The 22,169-nt window shown below is 39.5% G+C and carries 18 protein-coding genes; 4 read left to right on the forward strand and 14 right to left on the reverse strand.

Going from position 1 to position 22,169, the window contains the following annotated elements; translation table 11 throughout:
* Positions 1-175: 175 nt before the first annotated feature.
* From H5163_RS11690 to H5163_RS11735, 10 genes are all read right to left on the reverse strand, one after another.
* Positions 176-1,483, reverse strand: a complete 1,308-nt coding sequence (locus H5163_RS11690) for a tetratricopeptide repeat protein (protein WP_182735187.1) — start codon at positions 1,481-1,483, stop codon at positions 176-178.
* Positions 1,484-1,516: 33 nt separating this feature from the next.
* Positions 1,517-2,122 (reverse strand): energy transducer TonB, encoded by a 606-nt coding sequence (locus tag H5163_RS11695; RefSeq protein ID WP_149980248.1) that lies wholly within the window; start codon positions 2,120-2,122, stop codon positions 1,517-1,519.
* Between the two features lie 10 nt (positions 2,123-2,132).
* Entirely contained in the window at positions 2,133-2,543 is a 411-nt protein-coding gene (locus H5163_RS11700) for a biopolymer transporter ExbD (RefSeq protein WP_145235576.1), read from the reverse strand.
* A gap of 50 nt (positions 2,544-2,593) precedes the next feature.
* Positions 2,594-3,121, reverse strand: coding sequence for a MotA/TolQ/ExbB proton channel family protein (locus tag H5163_RS11705; protein ID WP_145235579.1), 528 nt, complete (start codon positions 3,119-3,121; stop codon positions 2,594-2,596).
* Between the two features lie 3 nt (positions 3,122-3,124).
* Complete coding sequence (locus H5163_RS11710; protein WP_182735188.1) at positions 3,125-4,492, reverse strand: MotA/TolQ/ExbB proton channel family protein; 1,368 nt, start codon at positions 4,490-4,492, stop codon at positions 3,125-3,127.
* Positions 4,493-4,501: 9 nt separating this feature from the next.
* On the reverse strand, positions 4,502-5,254 hold the full coding sequence (locus tag H5163_RS11715) for a DUF3450 domain-containing protein (RefSeq protein WP_024605229.1): 753 nt from the start codon (positions 5,252-5,254) through the stop codon (positions 4,502-4,504).
* Between the two features lie 215 nt (positions 5,255-5,469).
* A complete protein-coding gene (locus tag H5163_RS11720; RefSeq protein ID WP_182735189.1) occupies positions 5,470-6,087 on the reverse strand; it encodes a DsbA family protein in 618 nt (205 codons plus the stop codon).
* Positions 6,077-7,189, reverse strand: a complete 1,113-nt coding sequence (locus H5163_RS11725) for a diguanylate cyclase (protein WP_182735190.1) — start codon at positions 7,187-7,189, stop codon at positions 6,077-6,079. Before H5163_RS11725 ends, H5163_RS11720 begins: the two co-directional genes overlap by 11 nt.
* A gap of 33 nt (positions 7,190-7,222) precedes the next feature.
* Entirely contained in the window at positions 7,223-9,112 is a 1,890-nt protein-coding gene (locus H5163_RS11730) for a methyl-accepting chemotaxis protein (RefSeq protein ID WP_182735191.1), read from the reverse strand.
* A gap of 421 nt (positions 9,113-9,533) precedes the next feature.
* Positions 9,534-10,805, reverse strand: coding sequence for a sugar MFS transporter (locus H5163_RS11735; protein WP_145235602.1), 1,272 nt, complete (start codon positions 10,803-10,805; stop codon positions 9,534-9,536).
* Between the two features lie 650 nt (positions 10,806-11,455).
* On the opposite strand from H5163_RS11735, the gene H5163_RS11740 reads away from it, so the two are divergent.
* Complete coding sequence (locus tag H5163_RS11740) at positions 11,456-13,186, forward strand: hypothetical protein (protein ID WP_182735192.1); 1,731 nt, start codon at positions 11,456-11,458, stop codon at positions 13,184-13,186.
* Between the two features lie 71 nt (positions 13,187-13,257).
* Here the strand turns inward: H5163_RS11740 and H5163_RS11745 are convergent, their stop codons facing one another.
* The 3 genes from H5163_RS11745 to H5163_RS11755 all read right to left on the reverse strand — a co-directional run bounded on the left by H5163_RS11745 (position 13,258) and on the right by H5163_RS11755 (position 16,171).
* The gene (locus H5163_RS11745; protein ID WP_145235608.1) at positions 13,258-13,758 is read right to left on the reverse strand and encodes an RNA methyltransferase; all 501 of its coding nucleotides are present in this window, start codon (positions 13,756-13,758) and stop codon (positions 13,258-13,260) included.
* Positions 13,758-14,255 carry a YcgN family cysteine cluster protein gene (locus H5163_RS11750; protein ID WP_182735193.1) on the reverse strand — a complete coding sequence of 166 codons (498 nt, stop codon included), beginning with the start codon at positions 14,253-14,255 and terminating at the stop codon, positions 13,758-13,760. Before H5163_RS11750 ends, H5163_RS11745 begins: the two co-directional genes overlap by 1 nt.
* 95 nt (positions 14,256-14,350) lie before the next feature.
* Complete coding sequence (locus tag H5163_RS11755; protein WP_145235614.1) at positions 14,351-16,171, reverse strand: DUF885 family protein; 1,821 nt, start codon at positions 16,169-16,171, stop codon at positions 14,351-14,353.
* A gap of 146 nt (positions 16,172-16,317) precedes the next feature.
* On the opposite strand from H5163_RS11755, the gene H5163_RS11760 reads away from it, so the two are divergent.
* Together H5163_RS11760 and H5163_RS11765 are read left to right on the forward strand one after the other, a co-directional pair.
* A complete protein-coding gene (locus tag H5163_RS11760) occupies positions 16,318-17,586 on the forward strand; it encodes an amidohydrolase family protein (protein ID WP_145235618.1) in 1,269 nt (422 codons plus the stop codon).
* A gap of 208 nt (positions 17,587-17,794) precedes the next feature.
* Positions 17,795-20,206, forward strand: a complete 2,412-nt coding sequence (locus H5163_RS11765) for a TonB-dependent siderophore receptor (protein WP_182735194.1) — start codon at positions 17,795-17,797, stop codon at positions 20,204-20,206.
* 47 nt (positions 20,207-20,253) lie between these two features.
* Here the strand turns inward: H5163_RS11765 and adhP are convergent, their stop codons facing one another.
* Positions 20,254-21,264, reverse strand: coding sequence for an alcohol dehydrogenase AdhP (gene adhP / locus H5163_RS11770; protein ID WP_145235625.1), 1,011 nt, complete (start codon positions 21,262-21,264; stop codon positions 20,254-20,256).
* A 277-nt stretch (positions 21,265-21,541) separates the two neighbouring features.
* On the opposite strand from adhP, the gene H5163_RS11775 reads away from it, so the two are divergent.
* Positions 21,542-22,084, forward strand: coding sequence for a GbsR/MarR family transcriptional regulator (locus tag H5163_RS11775; protein WP_145235628.1), 543 nt, complete (start codon positions 21,542-21,544; stop codon positions 22,082-22,084).
* The last annotated feature ends 85 nt before the right edge of the window (positions 22,085-22,169 follow it).

The raw sequence follows: 22,169 nt of genomic DNA on the forward strand, positions 1-22,169 counted from the left end.
TACAGTTACACTTTAATAAACATAAAGTGACAATCTAATTTATTTAAATAACAATTTGTTAGGAATATTTAGAACGAAAAAAACCGCCCTGAGGCGGTTTTGGTGTTGCGATTATAAAACGAGTTTTTTAATAAAATCGTTGAAGTTAAAATGGCGTTTCTTAACGCATATTTACTTATAACAAAGCGGTGCGTAATGTTTCAGCATGCAATTTTTCACGCTTCACGTATTTAATCCATTGTTCAGCTAATCGCTGCGATTTTTTATGCTTCTCGGCTTGTTCGAATGCTAAAATAGACGCGTCAAAGTTTTGTAAACTATATTGCGCTATACCTAAAGCAACATAAGCATTTGATTCAAAATCTAGTGAACCTTTATCAAGCGCTTTACGCGCTGCATCAGCTGCATCTTCATACTTTTCAAGATTCACATACACTTCGGCTAAACGTTGCTCGTACTTTCCATGGCTTGAAAGATCAGCTGCTTTTGCAAAATAACTAACAGATTTTTCATCTTCTTTTGCTTGTATCATGGCTTCTGCAATAAATGCGTAATTTTTAGCTGACTTTTCCGCAATACCAGATGCAACAGCTTTACTCATCACATCGGCAGCTTTAAAAGCTAAACCATTGTATAAATAAACTTGTGCTAGTTGACGCAAGTCTGATTTAGAAGTCAAAAAACCTTGCTGGTAAGCGGCTTCGAGTATTGCTAACTGCTGTTTTTCTTTACCTGTTTCGCCATACATACCACCGAGCTGAACCCAATACTCAGGCTTATTGTAAAGTTTGACCATACGTTCAAGTACAGCAACTACATTCTCAGTTTGATTAAGTGAATAATACATAGCACGCAGTAACACTAACCAGTTCTCTTTTGGCTGTTTGCCTTCACTGTCACTTTGCGCGATAGCCAAGTTAATGTTATCAATACCATTTTGGTAATCTTTTAGCTGATAGTAAGCTTGCGACTTAAGCACATAGTAAGCATCCGTTTTAGGCTTAGTGTTGATTGCATCCCATTGCGCTAAAAAGTCTAACACTTTGTTGTAATCGCTATTCGCCATTGCAAGCTGCGCTAAACTAAAGCTGGTACTTAATCGTAAAGACTCAGGGATCTCTTCTTCAGCAACGACTTTTTCAAACGACGCGATCGCTTTCGGTAAATCATTCTCGTTGTAATAAATAAAACCATAAAAATTATACATCATGGCTTTTTCATACGAGTTCATACTGGATGAACGTTCATTAATATTATCAAGCGCAGCAAGGCCCGCTTTTGCATCACCATCATCAGCTAACTTTTGCGCACGAGCCAATTGGCTATATACTTTTTCACGCAGTGCCGGCACGCGCTTTGTTTTTACTTCCTCTGCATAGGCCGTTGCTAAATTAACACCTGGCAACAAACTTACTACGCTTGGTAAAGCAACACTAGCACTTAGTGCTAACGAGCAAAATAATGCTGTTTTTAATAATTTCATAATCGCCTCGTTTCTCTATCCATTTATTCAGTGCTAACCATTTATTTGGAAAGAAATTTTATTCTGTACACCCGCAACTTCAACAGCTTCACCGTCTACTACGCGAGGTTTGTATTTAAATTTAAGTGCGGCATCCATGGCTGCTTGATCAAACAATGATTCAGGCTCAGCTTTTACTACCTTTGCATCACGAACAGTACCTTGCTTAGTCACTGTAAACTCAACAATCACATAGCCTTCAATGCCCCGTGACAATGCTCGACGCGGGTAAACAGGTGCTACTTTTACAATCGGTAGATATTCACCATCACTAGAGTCAAGAGCTAGACCACCACTGAGACTCACGTCAGCATCAACACTGGCACCAAAGTCAAAGTTAGACGCTGCTGCATTTGGATCACTATTTTGCATTTGCGGTGAATCCATTGGCGGCGGAGGCTCTTTCGGCGTTGGCGGCTTTTGTGGTTTACGTTCTTTCTTTTGTACCGTTTCTTCTTTTTTAAGCCTTACAAAATCAAGTACATTGCCTTTTGCTGGCTCAGTCATCGCCCCTTCACCACCGGTGATAAGCGCTTGCATGCCCAAAAACAACATAAAGGTCACAACACCGGCAACTAATAATGCTACTAAATAACGCATTATGGCTTCCTTAGGCTTCTTGTGCCGCGATAGACACATCAAATACACCTGCGGCGCGTGCGGCATCCATCACTTTAATAAGGGTATCTGTAGTGGCTTTTTTGTCAGCCTGAATAACCACACTACCTTGTGGATTTTCTGCTTTTAAACGCTCAATGTTTGCTTGCACAGCACGCACATCGATTTGACGTTTATTGATCCAAATTTCACCTTGATCTGAAATCGCAACTAGAATATTTGCACGCTCTTTCTTAACGGCTGTTGCCGCTTCTGGGCGATTTACATCGATACCTGACTCTTTAACAAAAGAGGCGGTTACAATGAAGAAAATAAGCATGATGAACACAACATCAAGCATCGGGGTCATGTTTATTTCTTCAGCTTCATCTTCTTGAAAAAGGCTTCCTAATGGGGCTCTCATTTTATTCTCCTGATTGTATGTGGCTTTCGCCACATACTAAAAATTGTTGTTTAATGGTCTAAAACCATGCTGTCTTCAAGTAGGGCTACTTCGCGCTTTGCTTTGCGTTGTAAGTACGTAGAAGCAAATACACCAGATAACGCACCAACCATGCCTGCCATTGTCGGGATAGTCGCTTTCGATACACCTGATGCCATTGAACGCGCACTGCCCGTTCCGGTAATCGCCATCACATCAAACACTTCTATCATACCTGTTACCGTACCGAGTAACCCCAGCAGCGGACACAAGGCAACCATCACATTGATCAGCGCTAAGTTGTTGTTTAACTTCATCCCAGCGCGTGAAATAGTTGCTTGGCGTATTTGCTCAGCGTTCCAGCTATTACGCTCATCGCGCCCTGTCCAACTACTTTTAATGGCATGTTTGTAACTACGAAAACCATTAAAAAAATAAATAAATCGCTCGAGTATCAATAACCACATCGCGAAGATTAACACTCCGATGACCAACAGAACTTGGCCACCAGTGTCGAGAAAATCACGGATAGCATTGATTGAGTCAATCAATAGCACCATGGGTTATGCTCCCTTTTCGCTACGCTCAGCGATAATACCTGCGCTTTGTTCTTGCAAAATAAGCAGCAAGTTTTTAGAGCGGGTATTCAATAAGGTGTATAAAAATACTGTTGGGATTGCCACAACTAAGCCAAGTACCGTAGTAACAAGCGCTTGTGAAATACCACCAGCCATTAATTTAGGGTCACCTGTACCAAACAAGGTGATTGCTTGGAAGGTATTGATCATACCGGTCACCGTACCAAGAAGACCTAACAATGGAGCAACGACCGAGATAATCTTAATGAGCGTTAAGTTGCGGGTGATTTTTGGCATTTCACGTAAAATCGCTTCACTTAATTTAAGCTCTAAGGTGTCGTATGCTACATCTGGGTATTGATCTTTGACTTTCATTACACGACCAAGTGGATTGTCATCACGTGGCACTGAGTCTTTAAGTTGACGACGGATTTTGCTGCCCATTAGCATCAATGAAACAAATCGTTCAATAGCGATAATTAAAGCAAGTAAGCCAACGCCTAAAATAACGTAACCTACTGCACCACCTTGATGTACTTGCTCTGAAGTATCAGGTGCTTGTACCAATAAACCAAGGATAGAGCCACCGGTTGGGTCAAGCGCAAATTGTACAGTGCCTGATTTAGCTTGTTGTAAATCATTCGCCGTTGAGGTGTAACGGCCAACAGGCTGACGGGTAAGCTCGCTTAACGCATTAGTGCTGGTGTTATAATCAAGGTACTTACCTTCTGAAATTAAGTTAAAAGCCCCCACTCGCATAACTTCTTGTTTAGCTTTGTTGCCGCCTTCTACAATTACATCTGTTGTAAAACGTGACACTTTGCCTTGCTCAGTCATTTCGCGTTGCAGTTCAAACCATACTTTTTCAATGTCTTCGATTGATGCAAGTTTAGAAGTCGAGCCCATTTTTTGAGCCAATTCATCCATAAAAGCACCACGACCAGGTAGCTGTGCAGACACTACTGACGTTGCAAATTTATTACTTGAATCGCCAGCCACTTGTTGCAGCACACCAAAAAGTTCTTTCAATGAACCCATACGCTTAGATAATGTATCGGTTAGGTTAGCAAGTTTTACTTCATTTTCTTCGAACTGTGTTTCAAGACGCTCAGACTCAACCAGCATTTGATTACGTTTTGCTTGAGTGTTTTTAAGCATTTGCACTTGTTCATTTTGACGTGCAGCAAATTCTTGCTCGCGTTGTTTATTTTGTGCTGATTGCTGTGTTTTACCTTGCTCAAGTGTTTTTAATAACGAGTCTAAATCCATAGCTTCAGCAGCAACGCTGTTGCCCGCAAAACCAAGGGTGGCACCAAATAAAGCAATTTTGGTCATTTTTGTAAAAAGTTTCATTTTAACCTCTTAATCCGCAGCGTGTACTGGCAGTGTTAACATATCTGGGGCAAGTTGCTTACGTGCAATACGTAAACCTTTACTAATTTGGCTGATTGTTGAGTCATCCAGGGCAACAAACTGTTTGCTTGTTGTATCCCATGAGCCTGCTTTTTTACCATCGCGAGTAAGGTAAATAAGTTCTAAACGACCAATGCGTAAGAAATCGACTTCACGCTCTTGACCATCAACATCTAATAACGCGGTATAGGCTTCGATGGTACGGCCGTAATCAACTTCAACTTGGTACGCTTCTAAAACACGGCGGAATTTTTCACTTGAATTAATGTCAGCACGGTTCATCATGTCTTTTAATGACGCTAAACGCTTTTCACGTTCATCGGTTAGAAACGGCACATCAAGAGCAACAAATTGCTCAAGCCCTGTGATCATGCGTAGCATTAATGGAGTAATTTGACGTTCAATAATAGACACTTGATCCATAGATAAGTTAATGGCTTCCATTTCACTCACTTGGTTACTAAGCTGTTTGCTTAGTTGTGCGTTATAAACTGTCAAACCATCAATTTCTTTATTAAGGGTTTTAAACTGTTGTAAACGACCCTGCATAGAGTCTGCAATCTTGTCTATTTTTGTTTGTGATTGCGCAGCTGACTGGTTAATTTCACTGCTTTTATCGATAACTTTATTTAAATCACTTGCTTGCACTGTTGCACTCATGGCTACAATACTAGCTAATATCAATGGTTTAACGCCTTTCATCGCATACACCTTTACTCGTTAAATTAGCGGATTTGCTAGTTGCTTAATATCAATGAACGAGATTCTATAGGTGAAAAATGACAGAGGTGTTGCGCTAAAAAGTCCTTTTTATGACAACTGCCATAAATACAGCTTTTTACCTTAGATAAAGCAATAGTTTTTAATATTTAACAAGCGTGTACGCTTGAATGATGAGTGAAATGAGATTAAATAAATTAATCAGCAAGTATGCAATGAATGGTGCTGATCATAGCATTTGCGTTGGTATAGTTTACGGCGATAGCAAAGTACTGCTGTTTATGACAAAGAACTAACGATGGAAAACCCTGCACGGGTAACTGCTGAACATACGCTAACTCTTGTTGAAACGCCTGTTCAAGTTGTTCACTTTGCAATATAGCTAAAAACTCATCAGCAGCAATACCTATTTGCTGTGCACAGCTAACGAGTGTATTAAGATCCGAAGGATTGTGTGCCGATAAATAATACCCCTGCTGGATAGCGCCAAGCATAACCCGCTCTTTATTGAAATAACGTGCTGCAATAACCGCCCGACACGCAGGATAAGTGCTGCGGCGTGGTTGACAGTTTTGCCAAAAATCAAAGTTAAATTTAGCACCGGTTTGCTGGCCAATACGCTGCCAAGTTTGTTGTAAAAACTGTTGCATACTTACTGTCATTGGCTGATCGGAATCAGCAGCAAGGCCACCTACTTTATAAATAATATCAACTTCATTCGCTAAGGCGTCTTGGATTTTTTGCCAGCACTTTTGAAAACCCCAACACCAACTGCACATTGGGTCGTACACATATATAAGCTGACTATTGTTCATTATTGGCCTGTTGCTGTTCACTGGAAACAACGTTATTTCGCCCTAGGCGTTTTGCTTGGTACAAGTATTCATCAGCTAGTTTAACTGTTTGGTTAAACGTTTCGATATGACTAACTTGTGCAGCCCCTATGCTACAAGTGACAGAGGTAGATTGATGCTCATTAAACACTATTACTTGTGCAGCTACGTATTCTCTAAATTTATCGGCTACGGCATAGGCGTCAGTAATTACTGTTTTTGGTAATATCACCATAAACTCTTCACCACCGTAGCGAACTTTAATATCTGATGAGCGTAACTGTGTTTCAAGCATCCTACTAAATTCGATTAATGCTTGATCGCCAAAATCATGCCCAAAATTATCATTAATATTTTTAAACAAATCCAGATCGATTAACAACACTGTAAAAGGTAAATACTGCTCAGAGTTCAATTTTGCAAACGGCAAAAAATGGCTGCTAATAAAGCGCCGATTGGCAAGGCCTGTTAACTGATCAGTATAGGCGTCTTGCTTTTGTAACAAAGTAATGCGTGCAATTTCTAAGTGGCTTTTATTACGGAAATACTCGCCTATAAAAGCGAATAAAAACACCAAAATAAATGAGGCGGTAAAACGAACTTTTTCAGCACTACCATACATCACTTGCCCTATGTCAGGACCATAAAGAAACAAACAGGTAAGTGCTAATAGCGATGACACGGCTAAAAATCCAACTCTTAGGCCGAGTGTAGAAAACGAGACAACTGGATAAAACATCAGCCAATAAAGCGCTGTATTTTCCTTGCCCCCGGTGTACACCAATGCTAAACATAATACACAAATAACACTCAGTACGAGTATTGCGACCCCAGTTAAACGCCCAGTACGCAAAAAATACACTGCGCATATAAAAAAGGTTAAGTCGGATAGCACTAACATAATAGTCAGAAGTTTTGCATAAACCGAGTAGTTAACTGTGACTAAAGTTGTGATCAATACAACCGCAATGAATATCATAGTAAAAAATGTAAACGCACGACGCTGTTTTTCAGCGCTGTAAACACTGTCTATATTAACTAAGTTAAGCCAACTAGGTTGGCTTTCAGGTGATTCAGGCGTCATTTATTATATCTTTTTAGTTATCGCTGATTGCATTTAGACTTTAAAACGTAGCACCATTTTTTCAAGTTCATCAAATTGCAGTTTTAAACGAGTACACTCAGCTAAGGTGTTATTTAAGTTTAGCTGGCCTTGTTGAGATAACTCACTAATTGTATGAATATCATTATCTAAAGATTGTATTACCTGATTTTGTTCAGTAGTTGCATTTGCAACACTATGATTTACATCATCAATTGCTTTTATAGCTTTGGTTACTCCTGCCATTTGCTCACCGGCTGCTTGCGCTTGTTTTACAGTATTTTCGCTTTCAACTAAACTAGCCTTCATAACTGAAACAGCAGTGTCCGAGCCTTGCTGTAATTGGCTAACAGTATTTTCTATTTCTTGAGTTGATTGCTGAGTACGGTGAGCTAACTGGCGCACCTCATCTGCAACAACTGCAAATCCACGACCAGCCTCACCGGCACGAGCGGCTTCAATTGCAGCATTAAGCGCAAGTAGATTAGTTTGCTCGCTGACTCCTTTAATAACTTCGAGTACTTGACCAATGCTTGCAGAGTGTTCAGCAACACTACTTATAATTTGTTGTGCTTGTTCCATATTTTGCGATAACACACCAATGGCATTGATATTATCATTTAACGTGCTTTGACTTTGCACTGACTGTGAATTCGCATCGGTAGCAAGGGTTGATGCATGGCTTGCACTACCTGATATTTCAATCGCACTTGATGACAGCTGATTAATCGCTGTTGCAACGCTGTCTGTACGTTTAGTTTGGTCACTGTACATCGTTAGCGTCGACTCTGTTTGCTCAACTAAGCTTTCCACTGAACGTTCAAGTTCAACCGTGGTCGTTTTTACTTGCTCAATTGAGGTATGAATTTTATCTATAAAGGCATTAAAGTAACCTGAAAGTTCACCAAATTCGTCATCGTTTTCAATCTCTAAACGACGAGTTAAATCCCCCTCACCTTGGGCAATATCTTTAATTGCATCGTTTAAACGCTGCATAGGCCGCATCAAATAACGCAGTGAAAATTGCATCATTAATATCGTCGCGATAACACCCAAACACATATATATTGCAGCCATATTTCTAAATGAAGCAACAGATGAATAAGCAATATCTTTGTTAATCACCACACCTAAATACCAATCTACATTTTCAATACCTTTGATATGTGTAAATGATACAAGATGATCAATACCAGCAATTTCCTGCTCGACAAATTCAGCTTTTAAAGCAAGCTTTTTACCAAACAGCTTCGCCATACTCTGATCGTTTAGTTTGATATCTGGATGGCTCAGAATGCGACCGTCACTGTCTAATAGAAAACCATAACCAAAACCTAAAAAATCAATTTCGTTGACTATTTGAGTAATGGTTTGCATATCAATATCGGCACCTGCGACACCACTAAAACGGCCATTATTTAAAATGGGCGCAACCGCTGAAATAGTTAGCTCATTGGTGGTTACGTCGATATAAGGAGTCGTAAACGCTGTGGTGGTTTTATTTTCTACCAGCTTATACCAAGGACGGATTGTGGCATCATAATCAGCAGGTAATACAACTGTTTGATCATTGAGTACAAAAGTACCATCAGGTTTGCCTATATAGGTGTTTTTAAACTTACCTGCCATTTCTGCGCTATTGAGTTGACTAAGAGTTAATTCCTTAGTGTCATTTTGCTGATGCGTTTTCGCAACAGACTGAACAATAGCTAATTTATTATTGAGCCAGTTAGCAATATTTTGTGAAACCGATTGAGAGCTTTCTTGTAATATTAGAGACAGTTGCTGCTGCGTTTGTGAGCGCATTGAAATAAAGTTATTGATGGTAAATAACCCCAGCACCAACACTAATACTACAGATGCTGCGATAGTTACCTTGGTGGTAAATTTTAGCGAGCTTTGCATGACACACCTATTTATCTTTTATCGTTGTTAGCTAACTACTTTTTAACAAAAATAACGCTATTTGTCTTATCTTATCGGCAAAACTTGCTATATCCCAGTCAAAAACAATAATAAAGCATGGTAAAAAATTAAGTGTAGCACTTATTAATACAACAAATTAATAACGTAATTCATTGTCAGTTAAAGTTAGCCAATTTCGTAATTACACAGAAAAATAACAAACTCAAAATTGGAAGCTTCCAATTAATATTATAAGCAATAGCGATTGAATACGTATTCAGTGCATATAAGTCGTTATTTTGTAATGAACATAACTGAGAAGTTTTCACTTTAGAGTGCGGCTAATTAATTGAGAATAATAAGTAGATAAATGCATTAACAGTGCTGCAAATGCATTTATCTGAAGAGGTTTACGATTAGCTTAGTTTATTTTTTGTTGCCACTTGCTCGCAAGTTTTACAACATTTAATCCGTACCAAGCGATAAAACAATAGCAAAGTGCTGGGATGATAAAACTAACTTGAATATTCATTGCATCAGCAACAATACCTTGAATTAAGGGTATTAATGCACCACCAACAATCGCTAAACAAAGCCAACCTGATCCTTTACTAGTTAATGAACCTAGCCCTTGAATGGCGACTGAGAAAATTGTTGGAAACAAAATTGAATTAAATAAACCAATCGACAGTACAGCATACAAAGCAACGTCACCTTCGGTGAAGATTGTAATTAGAAGTAACGCAATTACCGCAAATGCATTAAAAGCAATTGCTTTTGATGGTGCAATTTTTTGTAATGCAGCAGAGCCAATAAAGCGTCCTACCATCGCCCCGCCCCAATAATAGGCAATTAATGACGCGGCGGCATGCTCTTCAAGTCCTGCAATGTGAGCTTCACCAAAAAAGTTAACTAAAAAGCTGCCTATTGCCACTTCTCCACCAACATAACAAAAGATACCTAACACCCCCATAACTAAATGCGGGGCTTGCGTTAAAGAATGATCTTTTGCTTTGCAATCAAGTTCTTCTTTATGTGATTTGATTTCAGGCAGTTTTAAAAATGCAAATACGACCGCAATAGTAAGCAGTGCTGCAGCAAGCATTAAATAAGGGACTTTTACCGATTCAGCAGTCGCCGCAGATGCCGTCAATGTGCCTGCGGCACCAAAGAACAATATACCACCAACATAGGGCCCAATAGTAGTTCCCAATGAATTAAGCGCTTGCGCTAAATTTAACCGAGACGAAGCTGTTTTTTCAGGCCCAAGCGCCACAACGTAAGGGTTAGCTGATACTTGCAATACGGTAATACCACCAGCTAGAACAAATAATGCGGTTAAAAATAGCCAATACTCATGTACGACTACAGCAGGGTAAAATAACATACAGCCGATAGAAGCCACGATAAGACCGCTAAGCACACCATTTTTATAACCAAATTTCTTAACCAATATTCCCGCAGGTAAAGAAACAATAAAGTAAGCGCCAAAGAAGCAGAACTGCACTAACATCGCTTCAGTATAACTAAGATCAAACACCCCTTTTAAACGCGGGATCAGTACATCATTTAGTACTGTGATAAAACCCCATAAAAAAAATAGAGTTGTCATTGCAGTCAAAGGTAACAGGTAATTATTATTTTGCTGCGACTGCTCAGTGACAAACGTTTTATTTGTATTTATTTCACTCACGTGATTTTCACTCCATTAACAAGTTGTGTTTGATTCTACACACTCCAATAAAAAGATCACAAACTAATATTTGGACCGTTCCATACTTTTTATTCAATGGTATCGCTATTTAACGAATTTAATTAACTAGAAATGGACATAGATGCTGGCTAATTTCCAAAGCAGTGATTTTTTTTCAAGGACATATCAAAACCAGTTTAAATTTTTATCACCTAAATTGTGTTGACAAACAAGATCAGGAAGGCTTTTAGCACTTCCATAAAGACGATGGCGCCATTTTTGATTTTTTGATAAATAGACTCGCTACTTAGCCTCTTGTACACATTTTATATTTAACTATGCAATGGCCTATTTAGGTGAGATTAACAGTGGCTTTGCTATTGTAGATGATTACCAAGGGCAAAATGCCAACATATATTTATGCGAAGTGTTGCTATTTCGCTGCCATTGCTAGCGCATCTGCATCTTAACCAACTATTGCCGATTTATCGCAGTAAAAATTAATAATTTTATATAATACCGTGCCCTCATTACAACCAACACTAATAGTGCTTTTCCTCGCTAGACTACGCACTTTTATGATATCGTTTTACAAAACATAAATACTACAGAACGTACCGCTTGGTACTGATACAAAAAGGAATTTCCAAATGAACACCAAACTACTTGCTGGTTGCGCAGTTGCTGTAGCGGCCGGTGCAATAATCTATACACAAACTGACAGTTCAACAGCCTCATTAGAACTTGCTCAACTTGATTACGTCCCTGCTGATACTGCTTTATTTTATGGTCAGCTAAAACCATTTCCCTATAGTAAATATTTCAATTTGATTCCAGATCAAATGAAAGGTGCAGACGATTTTACGCCATTGATCGAAAATTTAGCGGCAAGTAACGATAACAATGCACAGTTTTTAGCGTCTCTATTAGATCAATATCAAACATCATTGGCATCTTATGAAACACTAAAAGCAGCCTGGGGATTCGCCGATGATTATAAAGCTCTAGCCTATACGATTGGTCTAATGCCAGTATTACGCTATCAACTTGAAGATGAAACGGCTTTATTTAATACAATTAATAGCTCAGCTGATAAAGCGGGAATTAACTTCACAACACAAACCATCGAAAGTGTTGACTACAACACGTACCCTTTAGTACTTGAAAATGACATTACATTAAACTTAATTGTGTCTGTTAAAGATAACTGGGCTACCATCACGTTTGATACAAAACTTAATACAATTAAAGATTTACGTCTTGCTTTAGCAATTGATAAACCAACAAAATCATTAACGCAAACCGCTAAACTTGAAAACTATATTGCTAATTATTCATTTGATGGCCACTCTATTGCGTATATAGACCATGTTGAGATTGCTAATGCTATTACCGCTAGAACACCATCACGCCTAGGTGAAATGCTTGATGAACTATTAAAAGAATTGGGTGATCCAAATGCTTTAGAGGTAGCTAGAACACCACAGTGCCAAAATGACATTACCAATCTTGTTAGTTATTGGCCTGCATCAGTAACCGGTAGCACGTACATACAAGTAACAAACTCTGATGCTCATTTTAAAGCTGATGCTATTTTCCAAAGCACTGCTACAGATATTATTAAAACATTAAAATCTGTGCGAGGTTTTGTTCCTGAGCATACAACTAAACTTGACGGGCAAATGCTAAGCTTTGCTTATGGTGCGGATATTTCAAAAATTCCACCGCTTTTAAATATACTCTCAAGTACATTTAAAAAAGCTGAATTTGAGTGTGCACCTCTTGTTGCTTTACAGCAACAAACTCAAGACTCAAATTTAGCTGCACTATCAATGATGACCGCTATGGCTAATGGTATTCAAGGTGTCAGTGTAAGTATTCAAGATCTTGCTTTAGAAGCTGATGCAAATCAACTGCCACAACTAAAAGCTTTAGACGCGCTAATCACACTTTCTGCGACAGATCCTGATAATTTACTTTTTACTGCTAAAGGATTTTTACCTGCATTAGCGGAGCTTGAAATACCAGAAAACGGCGATGCAATTAGTGTCAATGCTGCAATTCCTTATCCTTTACCTGCTGGCCTTGATATTAGATTAGCTAAAAAAGGAAAGCATATTGTTTTATTCACTGGTGAAAAATCAGCGGCTATTGCAAATACATTATCAGAACAAGAGCTTGAAAAAAATGGATTTTTAACTTCCGCAGTTGACCTCAGCTCATTAATGACTCCTGTCATCGAAGTATTTAAAATGACAGGACAAGTGATCCCGGAAGAACTTGAACAATTAAAAAATCAAACAATGTCTGTGTATTTTGCAACAGATATAAAAGATGAAGGGATTGTTATTAATTCAGAGATCAAAATTACTAAAAAGTAATAACTTTTTTGGAATTAAACGAAAAAAGGGGCATTAATTGCCCCTTTTTCAATTGTTCAATTCAGTTTCTACTATTTCTGCCATATCATTTTATTATTGGTGTCGCGGCTTTGAATAATCGTTTGATCAGAACTTTCTACTCCACCGAGTTTCGCTTGTCGATCGTAAAGAACCACATTACAGGTAGCTGCTAAATTCATACAACCGATTGTGGGGATATACACCACTTCATCGCACCAGTTCAGTACATCTTTGCTAATAGAGCCATCTTCAGGGCCAAAAATATAAAATGCGTTTTCAGGATGAACAAACTCAGGCAAAGGTGTTGCACCTTCTATTAGTTCAATCACCACAACAGTCGCACCTGCGGGCTTTGCTGTTGCTAAATCGTCAACGCAAGTCAGTGGGATGCGTTCAACAACATTTTTTGTGTCGGTATGAAACTTTTTAGCATTTAAATAACGCGTGCCTGTAAAAAATACTTGTTCAGCCCCATAGCAACCCGCAGCTCTTAACACTGCGCCAACGTTAGAGGGGCTTTTAGGATTGATCAAACCAATCTTCGCAGTCATTAATCGCAATCCCTCGTTGGCCAATCAGCTTCATACAGATCAAAGTCATCTAGAGCTACATCACTATCTTTTACTGTTTTGTCTTTTACAGAAATACCCAATGTATGCATTAGTTCTTTGCTGCCACCGTTATTTAGTGGATGCCAAGACGCTAAACCACGGCCTTCGTGTAAACGGCGGTAACTACAACTTTGCGGCATGAAGAAAATGCTGTCGAGGTTTTCTTTAGTTAATTTTACACATGACGGGACTAATGTTTGTCGATTTTCATACTCACTACAACCACACGTATTATTATCTAAGTATTGGCAAACAATATTAGTAAAAATGAGTTCTTCACCATCGCGAAGTTGATCTGTGGCGGTAAACTCATCTTCATCTTCGCTGTCTATAAAGGTATTTAAACAGCATTTTCCACAGCCATCGCAAATGGCTTCCCACTCATTTTGTGACATTTGCTCAAGTGATTTCTCAAGCCAAAATTGGTTTTCAAACATGGTATAACTCGGTGCCCCTAATAGCGCGCATTTTAGCTTAATTGAGCACCGCGCGCAAAGCTACATTCAGCTTTGCGCTATTTCAAGTTTAAAAGTTAGCGCTGCGTATCAACCCAACGTTTAATTTTCGCTTCTAGTATTGGCATCGGCAAAGCACCATCAATTAAAATTTGCGTATGAAACTCTTTAATATCAAATTTATCACCTAATGCTTGTTTACAATAATCTCGCAGTTCTTGAATTTTAAATTGCCCTAATTTATACGACAATGCTTGTCCTGGCCAAGCTATATAGCGCTCAACTTCTGCGGTTACATCACTTAAAGCCATTGAGGAATTAGCCAGCATGTAATCAATACCTTGTTGACGAGTCCAGCCTTTAGCATGAAAACCTGTATCGAGCACTAATCGCATAGCGCGTAATTGCTCATCAGATAAACGGCCATACCACATATATGGGTCGGTAAATAAACCCAATTCTTTACCTAGACTTTCAGCATATAATGCCCAACCTTCGGCGAACACTGTGTAACCACCAAATTTTCGAAACTCAGGTAATGACTGAACTTCTTGCTGTAAGGCGATTTGAAAATGGTGTCCTGGGGCTGCTTCATGGATTGACAATGTTTCGAGTAGAAACTTAGGCTGCGCTTTTAAATTAAAGGTATTAATATAAAAAATTCCCGGACGAGAGCCATCCGGTGCTGGTGATTGATAAGATGCTCCTGCCGCAGACTCAGCACGAAAATCTTCAACCGCTTTTACAACGTAATCAGCTTTGGGGACAATGTTAAATAATTTAGGTACACGCGCATCAATTTTTAACTTTACGGCTTCATAGGCCGCAATTAATTGCTCAGGTGTATCAAAATAAAACTCATCAGAATCTCGTAAATGAGTAAAAAACTCACTTAAACTGCCTTTAAAACCAACGGTTTCCTTTACTTTTTTCATTTCATTAAGGATACGCGATACTTCTTTTAAACCAATTTCATGAATTTCATCTGCAGATAAACTCAAGGTGGTGTTTTTCTTTATTTGGTATTCATACCATGCTTTACCATTTGGTAAATCGCTATAACCTACTGTTGCACGGCTATTTGGTATATAAGTGGTTGCTAAAAACTCGCTCATTTTTGTATAAGCTGGGACCAACTTATCCATAATAAGTGCACTATATTGGTCAGTGAGTTGTTGCTTTTGCGCTGCTGTGAATTGCTCTGGAAGCTGCTTTATCGGACTATAAAATAAAGATTGTTCTGCACTGGTAACTATATGAGCTTGAAATTGCGGTAATAACTTTTCAGCTAATGGCTTTGGTAAAACAATGCCTTCATTTACCCCTTGCTGCATAGCATCTTGCACACTGCTTAACCAAGTTACAAAACCTTCAGCACGCGCGACGAAATTTTCATAATCTTGGTAATTTGCAAATGGCTGCGCACTTTGCGCCGATCCAAAGCCTGCAAACGTATTGTGAGCGCCAGACATTTGGTTAATTGGTAATAAGTAACTCGGGAATTGAAAACCTTCGATTGTTAATGCTAAATCCCGTGCCAGTATTTCATAACTTAACAAGGCTTGACCGGTTAACTGCTGCTGGTCAATCGCCGCTAAACGTTGCTGATAATCTTTATAAAAAGCAAGCTGCTGAGCTCGGTTTTGCGCAGTACTCGGTGCTGTAAATTGGTTATTGTATTGATTATAACCAATATAAGTGGCGCCAAGAGGGCTAAATTGCAACGAATCCACAAAGTACTGCTCAACCAAGCTATTTAATTGTTGTGTTGTTGCGCTGGCAGTTTCACTTGTTAATGCTGCTTGTGGCTTATTTAAATTATTATTAGCCGTATTTGAACACGCAGACAAAGCGCTGAGTACACCAGCGACAAGCAAGGTTAACTTAAATTTTTTCATAATGATCCCTGAGTATAAGTAGTTAGCGCAAGTATGCAGCTTTCAAATCGCTAAATAAAGAAAATACGATACTTATCGCGTTTTGTTTACAGCCTAAAAACTGCTTGCTACATTGCTATATTAAATAATCAAAAATTAGAAAATAAATGAATAAATTATCACTTTCTGTCCCTTTGGGCTTACTGTGTGTCAGCGCTTTTAGCGCGCAAGCAACAACATACGTTAGTGCTAAAGCAATGCTAGACGTAAATAATGGCAAGCTTATTAATGCGCCGCTTATTCAAATCGATGACGGTATTATTACTAAAATCAGTAGTGGCACCATGCCAACCCTACAACAAGGTGATGACCATATTAAGTTGCCCGAGTTAACCATTCTGCCTGGCCTGATGGATATGCACGTACACTTAACCAGCGATCCAACAGTCCCTCGTAGTGAACGTATCGGTCAGTCAGTGCCACGTAAAGCGATTAAAGCGGCCTATTTTGCAGAAAAAACCTTAAAAGCGGGTTTTACAACCTTACGTAACGTGGGCGCCGAAGGTTACAGTGTCATTGCAGTACGTGACGGCATTAATGCAGGCGATATTATTGGCCCACGCATCTGGGCTGCTGGTCCCTCTTTGGGTGTAACGGGTGGTCACTGTGACAACAACCGTCTACCTCCTGAAATGAAATACACTGCCGAAGGTGTGGCTGATGGCCCATGGGCTGTTCGTGCAAAAGTACGCGAAAACATCAAGTACGGTGCCAATGTTATTAAGTTTTGCGCCACTGGCGGAGTATTTTCCAAGGGCACAAAAGTAGGTATTCAACAGTATTCATTAGAAGAAATGACTGCCATTGTTGATGAAGCACATATGCGCGGTTTAACGGTTGCTGCACATGCACATGGTACCAGTGGTATTACCGCAGCCATTAAAGCCGGTGTAGACAGTGTTGAACATGTCAGTTTTGTTGACGATGAAGCAATTAAACTGGCTAAAAAACACGGCACTTGGTTTTCAATGGATATTTATAACACTGAATATACCCTCACGTTTGGTGAGCAAAATGGTGTAGCAGAAGAAAACTTAGCAAAAGAACGTCAAGTATCTAAAAAGCAACGCGACAGCTTTAGCCGTGCCGTAAAAGCGGGTGTCAACATGGTATTTGGTACCGATGCCGCAATTTACCCACATGGTGATAATGCAAAACAATTCTCGCGAATGGTTGAGTTTGGTATGACCCCTCTGCAAGCAATACAAGCTGCAACAATCAACAGTGCTAAATTGTTGAAAGTTGACACTCAGTTAGGGCAACTCAAAACGGGCTTTGCCGCAGATATCATCGCAGTCAAAGGCAATCCACTGCAAGACATAACCTTGCTAGAAAATGTAGCATTTGTGATGAAAGCAGGTGTTGCTTATAAATAAATGTGTGGAGTTAGCGTTAAGCTAACTCCATCATTAAGCAAGGGTTAAACTAACAGCTAACTAAATACGTTGTTAATATATTAATATTTTGAAAGCAAAAGGTAAGCAGCTTGGGGTAGGTTTAAATAATTGCCTTTTTTAGGTAATTAAAACTTGAAATACAAATGCCACACATTATCATTACGGAAATTTTTTAATGGTAATGACTATGACAACGCATAAATTCTCTCTAATTACCCTAGCCTGTTTATCAGCATATAATGCAACTGCGGCCGAACAATCCGATCTTGAGCACATCACAGTTTATCAAAAGCAAAATCATGTTGTATTAAACTCGGGTTTAGCAACAAAATCTGATATGTCGTTAATGGAAACACCTGCGCCTATAGTTATCGTCGATCAGGAACTTATAAACTCGCAAGGCGTTGATAACTTACAAGACTTAGCGCGTAATATCAGTGGTGTAACCCAAGCAGGTAATAACTACGGAATTGGCGACAATTTAGTGATCCGTGGCCTTGGTGCAAATTATACTTATGATGGTATGTATGGCGGTGCGGGCCTAGGAAACACATTCAATCCAACTCGATCACTAACCAATGTGGAGGCCGTAGAAGTATTAAAAGGTCCCGCCACTGGTTTATATGGCATGGGCAGCGCAGGTGGTGTTATTAACTTGATTGAAAAAAAGCCACAGTTTACAGAGCAGCACAACATACAAGCGGAAATTGGTCAATGGAATACCTATTCATTATCAATTGATAGCACCAACGCAGTTACCGAAAATCTAGCATACAGAGTTAATGCAAAAACAGCACGCAGTGATGGCTACCGTGATTTAAAAGATGACCGCGATGAAATCTACGGCGCATTAAAATATGTGTTCAATGACCGCCAAAATATTATGATCTCAGCCGCTTATATTAAAGATGCCATTGCAGTTGATTCAATTGGCCACCCTATCCGTATTTATAATGCGCAGTCGGTAAATGGCAAAACCGCCGGCCAAGTGACTGCGGATGATTTAGTCAATGATCCAACCACTGCTGGGCTGCAATTATCTGATGCACAGCGCCAACAATTAGCGAATTCACTTGCAGCGTCTGATGGTTTAACACCGTATAAATTTGGTCATCGCGGTATTATCTCACCCATGGCAAAAGATAATAAAGGTGAAGAACTGCGTTTTAAACTCACTCATAATTACTACATAACTGACAATTTATTTTTAAATCAACAGTTACAATACCGTAATTATGAGTCAAGTTTTGCACGTCAAACAGGCGCCTATAATTATGTCTATTGGCAAAGAAATGGCGTGATCAATGCTGATCCTCGTGCGCCATTGGTAGTTGATGATGTACTTTATCCATTTGCTGCACGCCGTCAAGAATATCGCCAAGTAGAGGCTGATGAAAAGTCATGGCAATACTTTGCAGATTTACGCTATGACTTTAGTTTCGGTGATATAGAAAACGAATTTTTGGTCAATGCTAATTATGAAGACCGCGATATACGCTTCACTCAGTATTCTATTTGGGATAAAGACTATATTCTCAAAGATAAAAATGGCGATATAACCTATCAAGGCTCTTTACCCTATATTCTAGATATTCGTACACCGGTTTGGTCAGACGGGCAATTTAGCGACTATGATCCGCTTAAAACCAGTAACTATAGTAAAAAAGTGCAAGCATGGGGCTTAGGACTGCAACATGTTGCTTATATCAATGACAGCTTCACAACCCGTATTGGTGTTGCATACAACGAAATTACTCAAAAATATGAACATTTAGGTGTTGATGCACGTTACCGCGCCAGTGCCGCTGCTGCAACGCCAGAAGCAAGTACCTCGGATAATGGTTTAACCTATAATTTAGGCGCGACATACAAACCGACTGATGACCTGTCTATATTTATAAACCATTCGAAGGGTCGCACTGCGTATAGCGTTTTAGGCTCTGTTTTAGGCAATGAAGCTGACCGTGATGATGCGCAGTCTCTTAGTACTGATTTAGGTATAAGAGTAAAAGCCTTTGATGATCAGGTACTCGCCTCATTCGTGGTATTTGACACTGCACGTACTAACTTAGAATATGCAAACCCTGCCTATGATGATACAAAGCCAGATCCATCGGTCCCAAAAAATTACTTTAATGGTGAAGAAAAAACCCGTGGTGTCGAGCTTGATCTAAATGCCTATTTAAATGATCAATGGAAGGTCAATATCAATGGTGTTTATCAAGATGCGCGTGAACAGAAAAACCCTAATGTGAGCACATTTGCTGCGCGTCAAAAAGGTGTGCCTTATGTAACAGCAAGCACATGGTTAACATACAGTGCTCAGTGGTTTGAACTAGCCCAGCCACTAAAATTAAGTGCGGGCGTAAAGTATGTTGATGATCGCAGTACTAATTCGTCATCATTCGGCATTCCTGATGGTTATGTACCAAGCTATACTATTTATGATGCTGCGTTAAGTTATAACACTGATAAATGGGGCTTACAGCTAAATTTAAATAATTTGTTTAATAAAGTTTATTACTCAAAAGCAATGTTTTTAGGTGGTATGCCAGGCGAAGAACGCAATGCGAAGCTAACTTTGAGCTATAAGCTTTAAGTTATAAGCTGTAAAAGCGCACAAAATGCTTGTGCGCTTTTTTACCTTTACATAGTGACTACTATACGGCCATTAATTTCACCTTTGAGCATATCGTCAAATATGTCATTGATATCTTCAAGACGTTTTTCTTCAATAATTGCTTTAACTTTGCCCTGTGCAGCAAACTCTAAACATTCTTGTAAATCTCTACGTGTGCCAACAATTGAGCCAACAACAGAAACGCCATTGAGTACAGTATCAAAAATAGGCAACGGCATATCCTCTGGAGGCAGACCAACTAACACGCATTTTCCACCACGGCGAACACTCTTATAAGCTTGCTCAAACCCCGGCTTGGATACAGCGGTACATACCACAGCATGTGCGCCCCCTACCTGCTCAAATATAGCCTCACTAGGCACACATTCTTTAAAGTCCAGTGTGATATCTGCACCTAACTCTTTTGCTAAAGCCAGTTTATCAACACCAGTATCCACTGCAATTACATTAAAGCCCATTGCCTTTGCATATTGTACCGCAAGATGCCCAAGCCCACCTACACCAACAATAGCGACCCATTGTCCTGGCTTAGCACCTGACACTTTTAGCGCTTTATAGGTTGTAACACCGGCACAAAATAATGGCGCAGCTTCTGAAAAACCTAAGCCTTCAGGGATCTTTACAACATAGTTCCCATCGGCTAAGCAATATTCTGCGTAACTACCATCAACTGAGTAACCCGTATTATGCTGTGAAAGACATAAGGTCTCTTTACCTTCTAAACAAAATTCACAATGACCACATGCACTGTATAGCCAAGGAATGCCAACACGATCACCAATTTCTAAATGAGTAATATTGCTACCCAGCTGTTCGATCACTCCAACACCTTCATGTCCTGGAACTAACGGCATTTTAGGCTTTACTGGCCAATCACCATGACAGGCATGTAAATCAGTATGACACACACCACATGCGGCTATTTTAACTAAAACATCATTGACTCCAACGGTTGGAATGGGTAAGTCTGAAATTTCTAATTTGCCTTTGTAAGTACTATTAACGGCTGCTTTCATTGCTCGTTCCTTGTTGTTGCGAAGTTGTTATTGAGTAGTTGTTGTTAAGAAATTAGTTGTCGTAATTTAGTGTACACCTTACGCGACTCTAGATGAGTAAAAATTAATCTAAATCAAACTTTAGTGATATAACTTGTTCTGAACGACATTAGTACCAGCACATAATCCCATAGGCTTGATTCAGCCAAGGAAAATTAAGCGTATTGCTCAGTAAATCTTGCTAAACATATTCAGCGTGCTAGCATTAATTTCATTATTTATTGAAACTTGAGAAGCAATGACGTTATCAGATAAGAACTTTGCCTTTGTAATGCACTGTGGCGAAATGGGCAGTCGTTGGGGTTTTAATCGCACAATCGGCCAAATGTGTGGTTTATTGATCATAACCAAAGAGCCAATGACAGCGAACGAAATCGCCGACGCCCTGAGTATATCTCGCGGTAATGTCAGTATGGGTATCAAAGAATTACAATCTTGGCGCTTAATTAAAGTGCAGCATATTCCAGGTGACAGAAAAGAATACTACGCACCCGCTGGCAGTATTTGGGATATGGCAAACCGCGTATTTGAAGAGCGTAAAAAGCGTGAGATTGACCCTACTCTCAGTTTACTCAGAGATAATTTGTTAGAGCCTGCAACCAACGACGATGAAAAGTTTGCCCAGCAACAAATGCATGAAATTCATGACCTACTCGAAACCGTCACCAAATGGTCTTCAGAACTACAGCGCTTAAGCCCTGAACAGCTACAAAGCTTAATGAAGCTAGGCTCAGGTATTGGTAAAGTACTCGACTTTAAAGATAAGATATTGAAGAAATGAAGAGTTAGCGAGGGACGAGAGTAAAGTTAGCGAGCTTTATGGAGCTAGGTTCAAGGTTCTAGGTTCTAGGTTCTAGGTTCTAGGT

This window comes from Pseudoalteromonas sp. SG44-8 (assembly GCF_014164125.1).
GTDB lineage: Bacteria > Pseudomonadota > Gammaproteobacteria > Enterobacterales > Alteromonadaceae > Pseudoalteromonas > Pseudoalteromonas rhizosphaerae.